Raw genomic sequence first — 14,413 nt, forward strand, 5'->3', positions numbered from 1 at the left:
AGTGGAGCGTAGACGCCACCTTCGAAGGGGGTCAAGGATGCAGAACGTGCTCAACGCACTGCGGGTACTGGAGGAGGTCGCCGCGCGCCAGCCGATCGGTGTCGCGGAGCTGGCGCGGGCCATGGACCTGCCGAAGAGCTCCGTGCAGCGGGCGCTGCTCACGCTGCACACGGCGGGGTGGCTGCGCCAGGCCGCCGGGGCGCCCACCCGGTGGCTGGTCACCGCCAAGGCGCTCCAGGTCGGCCGGCAGGCCACCGGCGAACTGGGCCTGCGCGACGCCGCTGTGCCGGTGATGGAGGAACTGCGCCGACAGACCGGCGAAACGGTGCACCTGGCCGTGCCCGAGGGCGGCCGGGTGATCCTGGTGGAGCGGCTGGAGACCAGCCAGCCGGTGCGGATCGTCCTTCCGCTCGGGCAGGACCTGCCCGCCCACGCCTCCGCGAACGGCAAGGCGGTGCTCGCCGCGAGCCCCGCCGAGGCGCTGGAGAGCTACCTCGCCGAGGGGCTGGCCCGGTACACCGACACGACGATCGTCGAACCGCGGCGGCTGCTGGACGAGTTGGCGGAGGTCCGGCGCCGGGGCTACGCGACCAACAGCGGCGAGTGGCGTTCCGACGTCTCGGCGGTCGCCTCGGCGGTCATCGGGGGCCTCGGGCTGCCGGTCGCGAGCATCAGCGTCAACGTCCCCGCCAGCCGGGCCACCGACGCGTCGCGGACGGAGCACGGAGCCCTGGTCAGCGCGGCGGCGAAGCGGCTCGGCGTCGCGCTCGGAGCGCGCGGATGACGGCGAACTCAGCTTGCTCGAAGCCTCCCTGATGGTGCGTCAGGGCCCGTGCTCCCGATCCGGAGCCCGCGCCCCGACCCCTTGACGGCGGTATCGGCGCATCCCATGCTTGGCGCCTGATGGAACTCGGGTTCCATGATGCGAAAACGTGCGTGCGCCGATCATCCGCACCCGGATGGATCGAGCGTTCTCGCCGTCGCGGTCATCGCCGACTGGAGAAAGCGAGACCCACCCGTGTATCGCCAAGTCCCGGACCCGCTCGGACACCCCGCTCTCGCCGCCCTGCTCGCGGCGACCCCCCTCCTCGTCCTCCTGGCCCTGCTCGGCCTGGTGCGCCTGAAGTCGCACTGGGCCGCCCTCGCCGGGCTCGCCACCGCCTTCCTGATCGCCACCGCCGGCTACGGCATGCCGCTCGGCCAGGCCGCCGACGGCGCACTGGAGGGAGCCGCCTTCGGGCTGTTCCCGATCGTGTGGATCATCCTCGGCGCAGTGTGGATCAACCGCCTCCAACGCGCCTCCGGACACTTCGACGTCATCGGAAGGACCTTCTCGTCCCTCTCCGGCGACGTCCGGATCCAGGCCGTGCTGATCGCCTTCTGCTTCGGGGCGATGATCGAGTCCCTCTCGGGATTCGGCACCCCCATCGCGGTCACCTCGCTCATCCTGCTCGGCCTGGGGCTGGACCCCCTGAAGGCCGCCGCCGTCGCGGCCTTCGCCAACACGGCACCGGCGGCCTTCGGCTCGGTGGGCAACCCGATCCAGACCCTGGCCAAGGTCACCTCCCTCCCCGGCGCCGACCTCGGCGCCATGGTCGGCCGCCAGTCCGCCGTCATCGCGGCCCTGGTGCCGTTCGTCCTGCTCCTCCTCCTCGACGGACGCCGAGGGCTCCGGGAGGTGTGGCCGGTGGCCCTGGCCGCCGGAACCGGCTTCGCCGTCGGCCAGTTCCTCTGCTCGAACTACCTCACCTACCAACTCACCGACCTGGTGGCCTCACTCACCTCACTCACCTCGGTCATCGTGCTGCTCAAGATCCGGGCGCGGCGGCACGGCCGCGCCGCCGAAGCGGAACCCCGTGCGGCGCGCCTCCCCCGGCGGGACACCGTGCTGGCCTTCCTCCCGTACGCGATCATCACGGCGCTGTTCACCCTGGTGTCCTACGGCGGGCCCCTCGCCCGCTTCGTGAAGGACCAGGACATCTCCTTCCCCTGGCCCGGCCTCCACGTGACCAGCCCGAGCGGCCGACCCGTGGCGGTCACCACCTTCGACTTCGGCTGGCTCGGCGCGGCCGGAACCCTGCTCCTCGCCACCGGCGTCCTGACGGCGCTCATCCTGCGGGTGCCGGTACGGCGGGCACTGCGCTGCTACCTGGACGCGCTGCACCAGATCCGCTGGGCAGCCCTGACCATCGCCTGCGTCCTCGCCCTCTCCTACCTGATGAACCTCTCCGGGATGGCCGCCTCCATCGGCACCTGGCTGGCGGGCCTCGGCGGCGCCTTCGCCCTGTTCTCCGGCTTCACCGGCTGGTTCGGCGTGGCCCTCACCGGATCCGACACCTCCTCCAACGCGCTCTTCGGCGCGATGCAGGTCTCCGCCGCCCAGCGCATCGGGCTCTCGCCCCTCCTGGCCGCCGCGACCACCAGCACCGGCGGCGTCCAGGGCAAGGCCGTCGCGATGCAGAACCTGGTCATCGCCGCCAGCGCGGTCGGGACGTACGGGCGGGAGGGCGAGGTCCTGCGCAGGATCATCGGCTGGAGCCTGGCCGTCCTGGCCGTCCTCTGCCTCCTCGCCTGGCTCCAGTCCACCCCGGTCCTCGGCTGGATGGTGCCGTGAGCGAGTGGCCGCCGCGCCGGTCGGCCCTGCTCGGCGCGGCGGCCTGTTCGGTGCGGCGCCCTGCTCGGCGCGGCGGCCTGTTCGGTGGGGCGGCCTGTTCAGTGCTGCGGCCTTGTTCGACGGACCGGCGTCAGCCCAGGCGGCAGACCAGCGTCAGCCCAGGCGGCGGATCGGTTCGCCGGCCAGGTAGGCCGCGATGTCCTCGACCGCCTCGCCGTAGTAGCGGCGGTAGTTGTCGCGCGACACGTACCCCAGGTGCGGGGTGGCCAGCAGCCTGGGCGCGGTGCGCAGCGGGTGGTCGGCGGGCAGCGGCTCGACGTCGAAGACGTCCACGGCGGCGCCCGCGATCCGGCCCCCGGTGAGCGCGGCCAGCAGCGCGTCCTGGTCGACGATCGCCGCCCGGGAGGTGTTCACCAGGTACGCCTCGGGCTTCATCAGCGCGAGTTCGGCCTCGCCGAGCAGCCCCCGGGTGCGCTCGCCCAGGGCGAGGTGGATCGAGACGAAGTCGGCGCCGCTCAACAGCTCCTCCTTGCCGGCGGCCCGGCGCACGCCGACCTCGGCGGCCCGCTCGTCCGTGAGGTTCTGGCTCCAGGCCAGCACGTCCATGCCGAAGGCCAGTCCGACCCGGGCGACCAGGCCGCCGATCTTCCCCAGGCCCAGCAGCCCGAGCACCCGCCCGTGCAGGTCGGCGCCCACGGTGCTCTGCCAGGGACCGCCCTCGCGCAGCGCCGTGCTCTCCGGCACGATGCCGCGGGCCAGGCCGAGCAGCAGCGCCCAGGTCAGCTCGACCGGCGGGGTGGAGGAGCTGGCCGTCCCGCAGACCGTCACGCCGTGCGCCTCGGCGGCCGCGTAGTCGATCACCGAGTTCCGCATGCCCGAGGCGACCAGCAGCCTGAGCCTCGGCAGCCGGGCGAACAGCGAGGCCGGGAACGGCACCCGCTCGCGCAGGGTCACGACGACGTCGAAGTCGGCCAGGGCGGCGGCGAGTTCGTCCTCCGACCCGAAGTGCTCGGAGAAGGCGGTCACCGCCACCCGGTCGGAGACCGGGGACCAGTCGACGATGCTGGTGGCGACGCCCTGGAAGTCGTCGAGGACGGCGCAGCGAAGGGTCCGAAGTGTCATGCCCGCACTCTCCCAGACGCCGACCTGCGCCCGGCGTGCCAGGCCCCGGTCCGAGCCGCGGGTCCGCGAGATCGGCCCCCGGTCACGCCACGGCGGGCTGCCCGGTCGGCCTGGTCCCCGTCCCGGTGGCGAGCGCCAGACCGAGCAGGCAGCCCGCCACCAGGCCGGCGCCGTGGTTGTTCCGCAGCGCACACAGGAACAGACCGGCCGCGGGGATGAGCAGCAGGTACCAGGTGCCCTTGAAGGTGAGGCCCCGGGCGCTCCCGCGCAGCAGGCAGGTGACGGCCAGGGCACCGAGCAGGCCGCAGACGGCCACGGAGTCGCCGCCGCCGCGCGGCGACCAGCCGGCCAGGCTCACCACGTGGGCGAGGACGCCGCTGGCGAGGAAGACGGCCAGGGTCCGCCACCATCCGAGGACCGACTCCGCGACGGCGCCGACCACGAGCAGGGCCGGCAGGTTCATCGCGATCTGCGCGATCCCGGAGGACTGCACCAGCAGAGCCGTCCCGGCCCGCCACCACTGCCCGTCGGACAGCGCTCCCGGCTGCCGCATCAGATCGTCGACCAGGGTGGGCACGGCGTACTGGAGCACGGCCATCACCGCCATCAGCGCGAACAGTGCGAGGGTGGCCCGGGGCCGCCGCGCCAGGGCGGCCCGGACCACGGCGAGCGCCTCGCCCGGCCCGGCGCCCGCCGGAGCTCCTGCTCCCCGACCGGCGGCGGAGCCGGCCAGCACCAGCGCTTGCAGTCCCACGCCGACCACCACGGCCGCGCTCGCGTACAACCCGATCTCGTGCGGCGACATCGCCGACCCCCCGTTCACCCGACCTCGGGCGCTCCCGCCCGTCGACGCGCCCCATCATTCCGGCCGGGCGGGGCCCCGGACCAGGGCGGGTGATCATGGAAACGGCATGACGGTTGTCACAGTCCGGACTGCTCCGGCGTCACCTCCACCCCTGCGGATGCTGCGGATCCTGCGAGGATCCGTCCATTCCCAAATCGCTGGCGGTCGGGGCGGTGCAGTGGCGATCATGACGGCATGGCCTCTGATACCACCCCCGCCGCCGCCTCCGTCACCGCCCCCGTCACCGCTGCCGCCTCCGGCAGTTGGACGCTCGGCGACCGCACCGTCCACCGGATCGGCTTCGGCACCATGCGGCTGCCGCAGACCGGCCGGGCACTCGTCCCCGACGCCGTACCGCGCGACCGCGAGCAGGCCGTCCGGGTGCTGCGGCGCGCCGTCGAACTGGGCGTCAACCACCTGGACACCGCCGCCTTCTACTTCTCCCCGCTGCGCTCCGCCAACGAGCTGATCAACCGGGCGCTCGCGCCGTACGCCGACGACCTGGTGATCGCCACCAAGGTCGGCCCGGGCCGTGGGCTCGACGGCGAGTGGGTGGAGCACGCCCGCACCCCGGAGCGGCTGCGCGGCCAGGTCGAGGAGAACCTGCGCCAACTCGGCCGCGACCACCTCGACCTGGTGAACCTTCGGATCAGCGGCACCGACTCGGTCGCCGAACGCTTCGGCGCCCTCGCCGAGTTGCAGCAGGCCGGGCTGATCCGCCACCTCGGCCTCTCCAACATCCACCCGCACCAGCTCGCCGAGGCACAGGCCGTCGCTCCCGTCGTGTGCGTGCAGAACCCGTACGGCATCGGCGCCTCGCCCGAACAGGACGCCGTGCTGCGGCTCTGCGGCGAGCAGGGCATCGCCTTCGTCCCGTTCTACGCGATCGCCGGAGGCGGGCGGGAGTCCGGCACGGGCACCGCCGAACCGGCCCAGGTCCGGGCGGTGGCGCAGGCGCACGGGGTCGGACCGGCCCAGGTCCGCCTCGCCTGGACGCTCCACCAGGGCCCGCACGTCCTGGCCATCCCCGGCACCGGCGACCTGGCACACCTGGAGGACAACATCGCGGCCGGGGCGCTGCGCCTCTCCCCGGAGGAGCTGGCGCTGCTCCAGGAGGCGCACGCGGGCTGATCCGGAACCGGGCAGGGTCGCGACGGCGTCGCTCCGGGACGAGCTCAGGATCACCGGCGAGCACGAGAGCACGCACGCCGACACGAACGAAGGAGTCCCGGAGCATGGCCGAGTCCGCCACTCGCTACCTCTACCTGACCCGCCACGGCGAGGCCGCGCCGGACGGCAGCGGGCTGACGGCCGACGGACGCCGACAGGCCGTCCTGCTCGGACGGCGGCTGGCGGATCGCCCCATCGCCGCGGTGCACCACGGGCCGCTTCCCCGGGCCGCGCAGAGCGCCCGGCTGATCGCCGAGCAGCTGGGCGGCGGGCGGCAGGCCGGCGCGGTCCCGACGGTCTGTGAGGAGGCCGGCGACTACGTGCCGTACGTCCCGGAGCGGCACGAACTGCCCGCCGACAGCGCCGACTACCTGCTGGACTTCCTCGCACAGTCCACGGCGGAGGAGCGCGCCCGCGGCCCGGAGCTGGCGCGCCGGGCCGTCCAGCGGTTCACCGGTCCGGTGGCGGGCGGCGAGGACCGGCACGAACTGGTCGTCACCCACGCGTTCCTGATCGGCTGGCTGGTCCGGCACGCCCTGAGCGCCCCTGCCTGGCGCTGGCTCGGCCTCAACTCCTGCAACGCGGCGCTGACCGTCATCCGCTACACGCCCGGCCGCCCCTCCTACGTGCTGCTCCACAACGACATGCGCCACCTGCCCGACGAGCTGTGCTGGACGGGCTTCCCGCCCGAGGCCCGCGGCTGAGGCCCGGCGTCGACGACCAGCGCTGATGTCCGACACGGAGGCCCGTCGACAGGAATATGCAGACCGGTCTATTGTTTTCCGCATGGGAGTCAAGGGTGAGGAAACCCGGGCCCGGCTGATCGCCGGCACCCGGACGCTGATCGAGGCACAGGGCTACTTCGGGACCGGCCTCAACCAGATCGTGGCCGCGACGGGCGCACCGCGCGGCTCGCTCTACTTCCACTTCCCCGAGGGCAAGGACCAACTGGTCGCCGCCTCCCTCGTCCAGGCCGGGCAGGAGGTCGAGGACCTGCTCGCCGCGCTGGCCGCCGAGGGCGGCGACAGCGGAGCGCTCACCGAGCGGCTCACCGAGGTCTTCGCCGAGCGACTGGCGGGCTCCGACTACACCAAGGGCTGCCCGATCGCGACCGTCGCCCTGGAGGTCGCCGGCACCAACGAGCCGCTGCGCGCCGTCTGCGCGGAGGTGTACGAGAGCTGGCAGCGCGTGCTGGCCGACCGGCTGGAGGCCGAGGGCTTCCAGCCGGCCGAGGCCGCGACGGCGGCCGGGCAGGCACTGGCACTGCTGGAGGGGGCGGTCCTGCTCGCGTCGGTCCGGCGCAGCCGCGAGCCGCTGGACCACGCGCAGCACGCCGTCCGGCACCTGCTCGGCGCCAAGCCGACCGCCCGCACCGCATAGGGCTTCGCGGTAGCGGAGCCGCCGCCGGCCGGTGCGCGGCTCCGCCCCTCCCACCCCTTCCGGCCCTCCCGATTCCTTGTGCCCGAATGTCCCGTGCCCGAGGCTTCCCCATGCCCGAAAAATATGCAGACCGGTCTACAGATTCCAGCCCCAGGAGTTGCCCCATGCCGCCCCTCCCGCCACCGCCCCGCACCCTCGTCCTCGGCGCCACCGGCTTCCTCGGCCGCTGGCTCGTCCTCGAACTCCTCACCCGCGGCGAGCCCGTGGCCGCCGCCGTGCGCGGCGTCGGCCGCGACACCGAACTACGCCGCTGGCTGCGCGCCCACGGCGCCGACGACACCGCGCTGATCACGGTCGCCGCCGACCTCACCCGCCCCGGCCTCGGCCTCTCCCCCGAGGACGACGCCCGGCTCGCCGAGGTCCGCGACGTCCACAACCTCGCCGCCCGCTACGAGTTCGGCCTCACCCGCGCCCAGGCCGAACCCGCCAACGTCCACGGCGCCCTGCACGCCCTCCACTGGTCCGCCACCCGGCCCCGGCTGCGCCGCCTGGTCCACCTCTCCGGCTACCGCGTCGGCCGCGACCCTCAGCCGCAGTACCCGCCCAGCCCCCGCACCACCACCGCCGCCTACGCACGCCTCGGCGCGTACGAGGCCTCCAAGCTGCTCGGCGACGCCGCCGTCCGGGTCACCGCGCCCCGACTCGGCGTCCCGCTCACCACCGTCAACCCCAGCAGCGTCATCGGCCACTCGCGGACCGGCGAGGCCGGCCAGTACCTCGGCCCGGCCCAGCTCGTCCGCCAGTTGCACCGCGGCCGCCTGCCGCTGCTGCCCGGCACCCGCCACACCTTCCTGCCCGTGGTCACCGTCGACCACCTGGCCCGCTTCCTCGCCGCCGTCCCCGCGCACGACAGCGCCACCACCCCCACGCCCGACGGCCCCGCCACCCCCACGCCCGACGGCTCCGCCGTGGTGGCCCACACCGTCCTCGACCCCGCCACCCCCGTGCTCCCGGACCTGATCGCGCTCATCGCCGCCCACCTCGGCGTCCGCCCGCCCCGCGGCCTGGTCCCCGTCGCCGTGGTCCGCCGCCTCCCCCGCGCTCTCACCGGCGCCGACCCGGAGACCCTCGGCTTCCTCTCCGAGGACCGCTACGACACCAGCTCCGCCGACCGCCTCGCCGCCGCCGCCGGCCTCGTCCACCCGCCCCTCGCCCCGGCCCTCCGGCACTGGGCCGACCGGCTGGTCGCCGAGGACTTCGGCGCCCCGCCCCGGTGAACCACGGCGCGCCGTGCAGGTCTACGTCGAGCGCGAAACGGCCCGGCCGGCCGGCTGGTCGGCCGGTGGCGGACTGCCGCTGTCAGCCCCCGTGGGCGGGCAGGGTCCGGAGGAAGTCGCCGAGGAGCTCGTTGAAGGCGTCCGGGCGTTCCATGTTGGGGTAGTGGCCGGTGCCGTCGACCGTCGTCGTACGGCCGTCGGCGACGCTGCGGACGAGGCGCTCGGCCATGCCGAGGTGGTCGTCGGAGTCGATGCCGCCGTTGATGGCCAGCACCGGGACGCCGATCTTCGCCGCCCGCGCCCAGGTGTCGGTGACGGGCACCCGGTGGTCGGGTTCGGTGGGGGTGTGCTTGGCGAGGGTTCGCCGGGTCATGTCCTTCAACGTGCGCACGATGTCCGGGTCGACGTCGTCGAGGGTGCGGTGCGGGCCGGCCGCGATCCGGGTGAACGCCGTGATCCAGCCTTCGAGGTCGCCCGCGGCCATGGCGCGGGCCTCCTCGGCCTCGATCTCGCCGAGCCACGGGTCCTTGAACTCGGGCTCGCTGGTGCCGACGCCGCTGACGACCAACGCCTCGACCACGTCCGGGTGTTCGAGTGCGGTGTCGACGGCGATGGCGCCGCCCATCGACAGCCCGACGAGGATCGCGGGGCCGGTGCCGAGGTGGCGCAGCAGGGCCGCGAGGTCGTCGGTGGGCCGGAACGGGCCGGTCGCGTTGGAGGATTCGCCGTGGCCGCGGGCGTCCGGCGCGATCACCCGGTAGTCGCCCGCGAAGGCGGCGATCTGGTCGCTCCACATGCGGTGGTCGAGCAGTCCGCCGTGCAGCAGCACCAGCGGTCGGCCCGACCCGATGTCACGGTAGGCGAGGTGGCTGAGGCCGTCGTCGAATGAGAACACGTCAGATGCGTCAGTCATGACAACCAAGTTGCCACCCCCTGCAGGGATTGGCAACCCAGGTGTCATGATGGCGGGGTGACCGATGCCGATGCCCCGCTCCCGCCCGACGTCCTCGCCCACCGGCTGATGGACGTGTTCGACCTGGTCGGCCCGCTGTACCGGCGGGTGCTCCGCAAGGTGGAACTCGCGGCTCCCGTCGAGGGGCTGTCCGTCGGCGTGCGCGCCGTGCTGCTCTTGCTCGCGGAGCAGGGGCCCATGACCGTCCCTCAGATGGGTCGCGCACAGGCGCTGAGCAGGCAGTTCGTGCAACGCATGGTCAACGACGCGGTGGCCCTGGACCTGGTCGAGATCACCCCGAACCCCGCCCACCAGCGGTCCTCGCTGATCCGGCTGACCGACCACGGCAGGGCCGCCGTCGCCGCGGTGAGCGCCCGCGAGCACGCCCTGCTCAGCCGGGTCGGCGGCGAGCTGACCGACGCCGACCTGACCGCCTGCGTGCACGTCCTCACGCAGATGCTCGAACTCTTCGACAACGTCGACGTGAACTGACCCCCGCAAACGGACCTCCGCACGCACCGCGCGAGCGCGGCCCGGACGCCAGGAGAGCGGCCTACCCGAAGACCAGGCTCGTCCAGCGGACGCCGGACCGGCCGTGCAGGTCACCGCGTTCGGCGCGGTGGAGCAGCCGCAGGCCCCGGGCGGCGGCGAGCGCGACGGTCTCCTCGGGCGGGACGTCGAACATCCGGCGGCCCGGCGGGACGGGGCCGTGGCGCAGGGTCAGGGCGAGGCGCCCGCCCGGGGCGAGCAGCCGGCCGAGGGCGGCCATCGCCAACGGCCGCTCGGCGGGGGCGAGATGCATCCAGACGGCGGTCAGCAGGACGAGGTCGAAGCGTTCGGCGCCGGCGCTCAGCTGCGGCAGCTCGGGCAGCTCGTCGGCGACCCAGCGCACGCCGGAGCCCGCGTGCAACCGCTCGGCGACGGAACGGAGTTCGGCGGTCGGCTCGACGGCCACCACCGGATGTCCGAGGGCGGCGAGGGCGGCCGCGTCCCGCCCGGTGCCGGCGCCCACGTCGAGGACGGCGGCGGGCGGGGGCGGGTAGCTGTGCAGCAGGTCCGCGTGGACCTCGGCGAAGGTCACGCTCTCATACTGGACGGCGAGTTCCTCGGCCGCCTCGGCGTAACCGGCGGTGCTCGAAAGCCCGTCCATCCCCTTCACGTCCTCCACCCCGTCCACCCCGGTCAACTCGCCCACCCCGATCACGCCTTCCGGTCCCGGACGACCACCGCGTCACCGGCCGCCGCCGCGTCGGCGAAGAAGTCCCGCAACTCCCGCAGGTCGGCGACCACCCGGGACGCCCAGGTCTCGGACCACGGCGTCGGGTACCCGAGGCGCGCGACCGTCCGGGCCAGCACGGTGTCCTGCTGGCGCACGAGTTCGCCGAGCGCCGAGTCGCGCAGGAAGGTGAAGGCGGCCGCGACCTGCGCGGGGCTCAGCACCAGCGGATCGGTCTGCGCGGCGTCGGGTTCGCGGCGCTCGCCGCCGTACACGGGCAGGCGGGCGGCCGGGTCGGGGTGCAGGCCGTTCTCGGTGAGGGCGAGCTCCATCAGCCGGGCGGTGCTCCGCACGCCGAGGAGGAGTCCGGCGGAGGCCAGCTGGTCGTAGCGGACGTCCTGCCGGTCGGGGACGAGCTCGCCGAGTTCCGTCGGCGAGCAGGTGTCGACCTCCTGGCCGGGCAGGCGGCGCCAGAAATGATCCACGCTCACCCGGACAGCGTAACGAAAGCGCGGCTCACGCCTCGCCGGGGTGCCACAGGGGCCATTCCCAGGGGCGATCCGCCCAGTGGACGCGGACCGGATCGCGCGGGTCGAGGTCCGGGAAGAGCTGGTGGATCCGGGGTTCGAACTCCTCGGGAGCGAGCGGCTCCCAGCCGTGGCCCTCGAAGTGGACCAGGCGGTAGCGGCTGTCGGTCCGGAAGTCGGCCACCTCGACCAGGTACTGGGACGTGCTGTTGGTCTCCATGCCCCCCAGCATGTGGCGCGGCGGCAATCGGCGCCCCTCTAGACCCCTCTTCCGGGTCATGTCCCGGCGTCGGCGCGCTCGTTGAGCACGGGGAAGGCATGGCGGGGGATTCGGCGGGGGTTCGGCGCTGGAAGGACGACAAGATGACTGGGCAGCCCACCGGAGGACAGTGGCAGTGGCCGCAGGACGCATGGCAGCCACCCCCGGTACCCACCGCGTTCGCGCCGCCCCCCGTTCGGCCGCCCGCACCGGCGCCGCGGCGGTCGCGGAAGGTGTGGGCCGCCGCGACCGTCGGGACCGTCGCCGTCCTCGCCGCCGTCCTGGCGATGTGCGGGCCGGGGTCGGGAGACGACCTGGACGTGGTGGCCCTGCCGCACGCCTCCCCCTCCGCGTCCGACCCGGCGGCGCCGGACCCGCCCGCGTTCTCCCCGCTCCCCACCACGCCCGCGCCGTCCCCGCTGCCGCCGCCCACGCCCCAGGGCGCCGCACCGGCCGTGGCCACGGCCACGGCGGCGGCCGCGCCGAACGAGGACGAGCCCGCCGACGCGCAGCACGCGGCGACCGCGCACCCGAAGCCCGGCCGCACCCCGCACCCCTCGCCGTCGGCCCACGGCACGGCCCCGGCCGGCGCCGCGCCGGCGGCCCCGGCCCCCGGCGCGGCGCTGCCCTCCCTCGGCCCGGGCAGCATCTGCGACCAGGCCGAACGCGTCGGCCGCTGGCCCGCGGGCTCGGAGCAGGCCCGCCTCTGCCACAGCATCTACGGCTGAAACCGCTGAAACCGCTGAAGCGGCTGAAGCGGCTGCGGCACCCGCACCCGCACGACGAGGGCGCCCCGCCGGACCGATCCGGCGGGGCGCCCCAGGTGGCGGAGCCGCGCTACCCGGCCGCCTCCAGGATTCCCTTGTCCAGGCGCGGCGCCAGGACGCGGGCCAGGGTGTCGGTGATGTGGCCGGTGTCGCGGTACAGCACCACGCCCTCCAGCACCGCCGGGCAGTCCGGTCCGCTGCCGGGGCACAGCAGCGGGCCCAGGTCGAGGGTGCGGACGCCGTAGCGGGCGGCGAGGCCGCCGTCGAGCATCGGGTCCGGCTCGAAGGCGGTGTCGCGCGGGAAGAAGCAGGCGTCCGAGCGGCCGTCGGAGGCGGCGAGGCAGGTCGGGATGTCCTTGCCGGGCATCGGGGTGTCGCCGAGGTAGGCGAGCGGAGCGCCGACGGCGGCGAGGCGGTCCAGGGTGCGGGTCCAGCCCTGGGTGCGTTCCTCCTGGCTGCCGTAGCGGTTGAGGCCGGCCATCAGGACGAGGCGCGGCCGGGGCCCGGAGGTGAGCCGGGTGAGGGTGTTCTCGCGCCAGCGGTCGCACTCCTCGAAGGTGCGGCCGAGGACGTTGTTGCGCACCGTGAGGGTCGCGAGCGGGCAGCCGGGCTTGACCAGGACCTCCAGGGCCCAGTGCCGCTGCTCGGCCATCGCGAGTGCGGAGGATATCCACTGGCCGGCGTGCGAGTCGCCGAGCAGCACGATCCGGTCGGGGCTGTCCTCGGCGCCGAACAGGCAGCGCGGGCTGCTGTCGGCGTTCAGCGGGATCTCGCAGCCCTTGCCGGGCGGGAAGTCCTCCCGGGCCCGGGCCAGCGAGGGGGTCAGGCCGAGCACCCGCGCGCCGGGGGCGAGCAGGGTGGGGCCGGTCGGGGCCCCGGCCGGGGCGGCGGCGGGGGTGTCGGCGGCGCCGCCGAGGGCGCGGACCGTGCCGCCGCCGAGGGTGAGGGCGGCGATCAGCGGGATGACGAGGGCGCTGGCGCCGACCGCGAGGCCCCGGCGCGGCGCCGGGCTGCTGCCGTACCGCAGCGGCTGTTCGACGAGCCGCATGGTGAGCCAGGCGGGCAGCGCGCTGGCCGCGGCGAGGGCGGCCAGGGTGGTCCAGGGCAGGGCGCCGAAGCGGGCCTGGGCGATGGTCAGCACCGGCCAGTGCCAGAGGTACCAGGCGTACGACAGGCGACCGGCGGCGCGCAGCGGCCGGTTGTCGAGGAGGCGTCCGGCGTCGGTGGCGCCGAGCGCGCGGTGGGCGGGGCCGGCGAGCAGGACGGCGGCGGCGCCGAGGACGGGCACCAGCGCGGCGGTGCCGGGGAAGGGGGTGTTCCGGTCGTAGAGCAGGATCGACGCGAGGACGGCGGCGGCGCCGGCCCAGCCGAGCAGTCGCAGCGTCCAGGCCGTCCCGCGCCGCTGCGTGCGGCCGGCCAGCGCGCCGCCGAGCAGCGCCGCGCAGGCACCGGCCGCGAACTCCCAGAGCCTGCTGCCGGTGGAGAAGTAGGCGAGCGGCGCCGAGGTCGCCGTCCAGCGGACGCACAGCAGCAGCGAGACCGCGCCGATGGCCGTGGTGGCCAGGGTGATCGCGACGGTGCGGCGGCGGCCGTGCAGGAAGCGGGCGAGGCCGAGCAGCAGAACGCCCCACAGCAGGTAGAACTGGTTCTCCACGCCGAGCGACCAGAAGTGCTGGAGCGGGCTCGGGGCGTGTTCGGCGGCCAGGTAGTCGGTCTGCTGGCCGACGAAGCGCCAGTTGACGACCTGTCCGGCGGAGGCGATCAGGTCGCGGGCGAGGTCGGTGCCGCGCAGCGGGTCGAGCAGCGCGCCGCCGGCGACGGCGGTGGCGACCAGGACGGTGGCGGCGGCGGGCAGGATGCGGCGGGCGCGGCGGGCGGCGAAGTCCCACAGGCCGATCGGGCGGCCGAGCAGCAGTCCGGTGATGAGGAAGCCGGAGATGACGAAGAAGACGTCGACGCCGACGTAGCCGCCGGCGAAGCCGGGAACGGCGGCGTGGTAGGCCAGGACGGAGAGGACGGCGACGCCGCGCAGGCCCTCGATGTCGGGGCGGAAGCCGGTGCGCCGCTGGGCCTGCGGCGGTGCGACGGCTTCTGCGGAGGGGCGCCGCTCGGGCGCGGCCTGCCGGTCCATTCGGACGACGCCGGGCAGCAGTTCGGCCGAGGCGGTGTCGGCAGGGAAGGAAGGGGACGACGACGGTGGTGGTACGGCCGTTGACACGGCGGTGCTCCTCGCAGGGGCAGGCAGCGGGTGGTCGGGACCGCCGGGCCGATGGGGCGGCCGGGCG

General features: G+C 74.7%; 15 protein-coding genes. 8 read left to right on the forward strand and 7 right to left on the reverse strand.

What is annotated here, in order from left to right:
* Positions 1-37: 37 nt before the first annotated feature.
* The gene (locus OG556_RS02865; RefSeq protein ID WP_371515686.1) at positions 38-784 is read left to right on the forward strand and encodes an IclR family transcriptional regulator; all 747 of its coding nucleotides are present in this window, start codon (positions 38-40) and stop codon (positions 782-784) included.
* 234 nt (positions 785-1,018) lie between these two features.
* Entirely contained in the window at positions 1,019-2,614 is a 1,596-nt protein-coding gene (locus tag OG556_RS02870) for an L-lactate permease (RefSeq protein WP_371515687.1), read from the forward strand.
* 153 nt (positions 2,615-2,767) lie between these two features.
* On the opposite strand, the gene OG556_RS02875 is transcribed toward OG556_RS02870, so the two are convergent.
* Both OG556_RS02875 and OG556_RS02880 read right to left on the reverse strand, forming a co-directional pair.
* A complete protein-coding gene (locus OG556_RS02875; protein WP_371515688.1) occupies positions 2,768-3,736 on the reverse strand; it encodes a D-2-hydroxyacid dehydrogenase family protein in 969 nt (322 codons plus the stop codon).
* 82 nt (positions 3,737-3,818) lie between these two features.
* Complete coding sequence (locus OG556_RS02880; RefSeq protein ID WP_371515689.1) at positions 3,819-4,541, reverse strand: rhomboid family intramembrane serine protease; 723 nt, start codon at positions 4,539-4,541, stop codon at positions 3,819-3,821.
* Positions 4,542-4,775: 234 nt separating this feature from the next.
* Between OG556_RS02880 and OG556_RS02885 the strand changes: the two genes are divergently transcribed.
* From OG556_RS02885 to OG556_RS02900, 4 genes are all read left to right on the forward strand, one after another.
* Positions 4,776-5,711 carry an aldo/keto reductase gene (locus OG556_RS02885; RefSeq protein WP_371515690.1) on the forward strand — a complete coding sequence of 312 codons (936 nt, stop codon included), beginning with the start codon at positions 4,776-4,778 and terminating at the stop codon, positions 5,709-5,711.
* 104 nt (positions 5,712-5,815) lie between these two features.
* Positions 5,816-6,454, forward strand: a complete 639-nt coding sequence (locus OG556_RS02890; protein ID WP_371515691.1) for a histidine phosphatase family protein — start codon at positions 5,816-5,818, stop codon at positions 6,452-6,454.
* An 82-nt stretch (positions 6,455-6,536) separates the two neighbouring features.
* Complete coding sequence (locus OG556_RS02895) at positions 6,537-7,130, forward strand: TetR/AcrR family transcriptional regulator (RefSeq protein WP_371515692.1); 594 nt, start codon at positions 6,537-6,539, stop codon at positions 7,128-7,130.
* Between the two features lie 164 nt (positions 7,131-7,294).
* Complete coding sequence (locus OG556_RS02900; protein ID WP_371515693.1) at positions 7,295-8,407, forward strand: SDR family oxidoreductase; 1,113 nt, start codon at positions 7,295-7,297, stop codon at positions 8,405-8,407.
* A gap of 82 nt (positions 8,408-8,489) precedes the next feature.
* Here OG556_RS02900 and OG556_RS02905 read toward each other — a convergent pair whose 3' ends face one another.
* The gene (locus tag OG556_RS02905) at positions 8,490-9,320 is read right to left on the reverse strand and encodes an alpha/beta fold hydrolase (protein ID WP_371515694.1); all 831 of its coding nucleotides are present in this window, start codon (positions 9,318-9,320) and stop codon (positions 8,490-8,492) included.
* Positions 9,321-9,377: 57 nt separating this feature from the next.
* On the opposite strand from OG556_RS02905, the gene OG556_RS02910 reads away from it, so the two are divergent.
* A complete protein-coding gene (locus OG556_RS02910) occupies positions 9,378-9,851 on the forward strand; it encodes a MarR family winged helix-turn-helix transcriptional regulator (RefSeq protein WP_371515695.1) in 474 nt (157 codons plus the stop codon).
* Positions 9,852-9,912: 61 nt separating this feature from the next.
* Here the strand turns inward: OG556_RS02910 and OG556_RS02915 are convergent, their stop codons facing one another.
* The 3 genes from OG556_RS02915 to OG556_RS02925 are packed head-to-tail and all read right to left on the reverse strand — an operon-like array spanning position 9,913 to position 11,322.
* A complete protein-coding gene (locus tag OG556_RS02915) occupies positions 9,913-10,554 on the reverse strand; it encodes a class I SAM-dependent methyltransferase (RefSeq protein WP_371515696.1) in 642 nt (213 codons plus the stop codon).
* A gap of 5 nt (positions 10,555-10,559) precedes the next feature.
* Positions 10,560-11,066, reverse strand: a complete 507-nt coding sequence (locus OG556_RS02920; protein WP_371515697.1) for a hypothetical protein — start codon at positions 11,064-11,066, stop codon at positions 10,560-10,562.
* A 25-nt stretch (positions 11,067-11,091) separates the two neighbouring features.
* Entirely contained in the window at positions 11,092-11,322 is a 231-nt protein-coding gene (locus tag OG556_RS02925; RefSeq protein WP_371515698.1) for a hypothetical protein, read from the reverse strand.
* A gap of 272 nt (positions 11,323-11,594) precedes the next feature.
* Between OG556_RS02925 and OG556_RS02930 the strand changes: the two genes are divergently transcribed.
* Positions 11,595-12,089 carry a hypothetical protein gene (locus OG556_RS02930; RefSeq protein ID WP_371515699.1) on the forward strand — a complete coding sequence of 165 codons (495 nt, stop codon included), beginning with the start codon at positions 11,595-11,597 and terminating at the stop codon, positions 12,087-12,089.
* Positions 12,090-12,198: 109 nt separating this feature from the next.
* On the opposite strand, the gene OG556_RS02935 is transcribed toward OG556_RS02930, so the two are convergent.
* A complete protein-coding gene (locus OG556_RS02935) occupies positions 12,199-14,346 on the reverse strand; it encodes an acyltransferase family protein (protein WP_371515700.1) in 2,148 nt (715 codons plus the stop codon).
* Positions 14,347-14,413 lie beyond the last annotated feature (67 nt).

The organism is Kitasatospora sp. NBC_01300, assembly GCF_041435235.1.
Lineage (GTDB): Bacteria > Actinomycetota > Actinomycetes > Streptomycetales > Streptomycetaceae > Kitasatospora.

Bases quoted from the DNA above. Each gene is read 5' to 3' on its own strand.
- OG556_RS02865 (WP_371515686.1), top strand. From the start codon at position 38: ATGCAGAACGTGCTCAACGCACTGCGGGTACTGGAGGAGGTCGCCGCG.
- OG556_RS02875 (WP_371515688.1), bottom strand. From the start codon at position 3,736: ATGACACTTCGGACCCTTCGCTGCGCCGTCCTCGACGACTTCCAGGGC.
- OG556_RS02880 (WP_371515689.1), bottom strand. From the start codon at position 4,541: ATGTCGCCGCACGAGATCGGGTTGTACGCGAGCGCGGCCGTGGTGGTC.
- OG556_RS02885 (WP_371515690.1), top strand. From the start codon at position 4,776: ATGGCCTCTGATACCACCCCCGCCGCCGCCTCCGTCACCGCCCCCGTC.
- OG556_RS02890 (WP_371515691.1), top strand. From the start codon at position 5,816: ATGGCCGAGTCCGCCACTCGCTACCTCTACCTGACCCGCCACGGCGAG.
- OG556_RS02895 (WP_371515692.1), top strand. From the start codon at position 6,537: ATGGGAGTCAAGGGTGAGGAAACCCGGGCCCGGCTGATCGCCGGCACC.
- OG556_RS02900 (WP_371515693.1), top strand. From the start codon at position 7,295: ATGCCGCCCCTCCCGCCACCGCCCCGCACCCTCGTCCTCGGCGCCACC.
- OG556_RS02905 (WP_371515694.1), bottom strand. From the start codon at position 9,320: ATGACTGACGCATCTGACGTGTTCTCATTCGACGACGGCCTCAGCCAC.
- OG556_RS02925 (WP_371515698.1), bottom strand. From the start codon at position 11,322: ATGGAGACCAACAGCACGTCCCAGTACCTGGTCGAGGTGGCCGACTTC.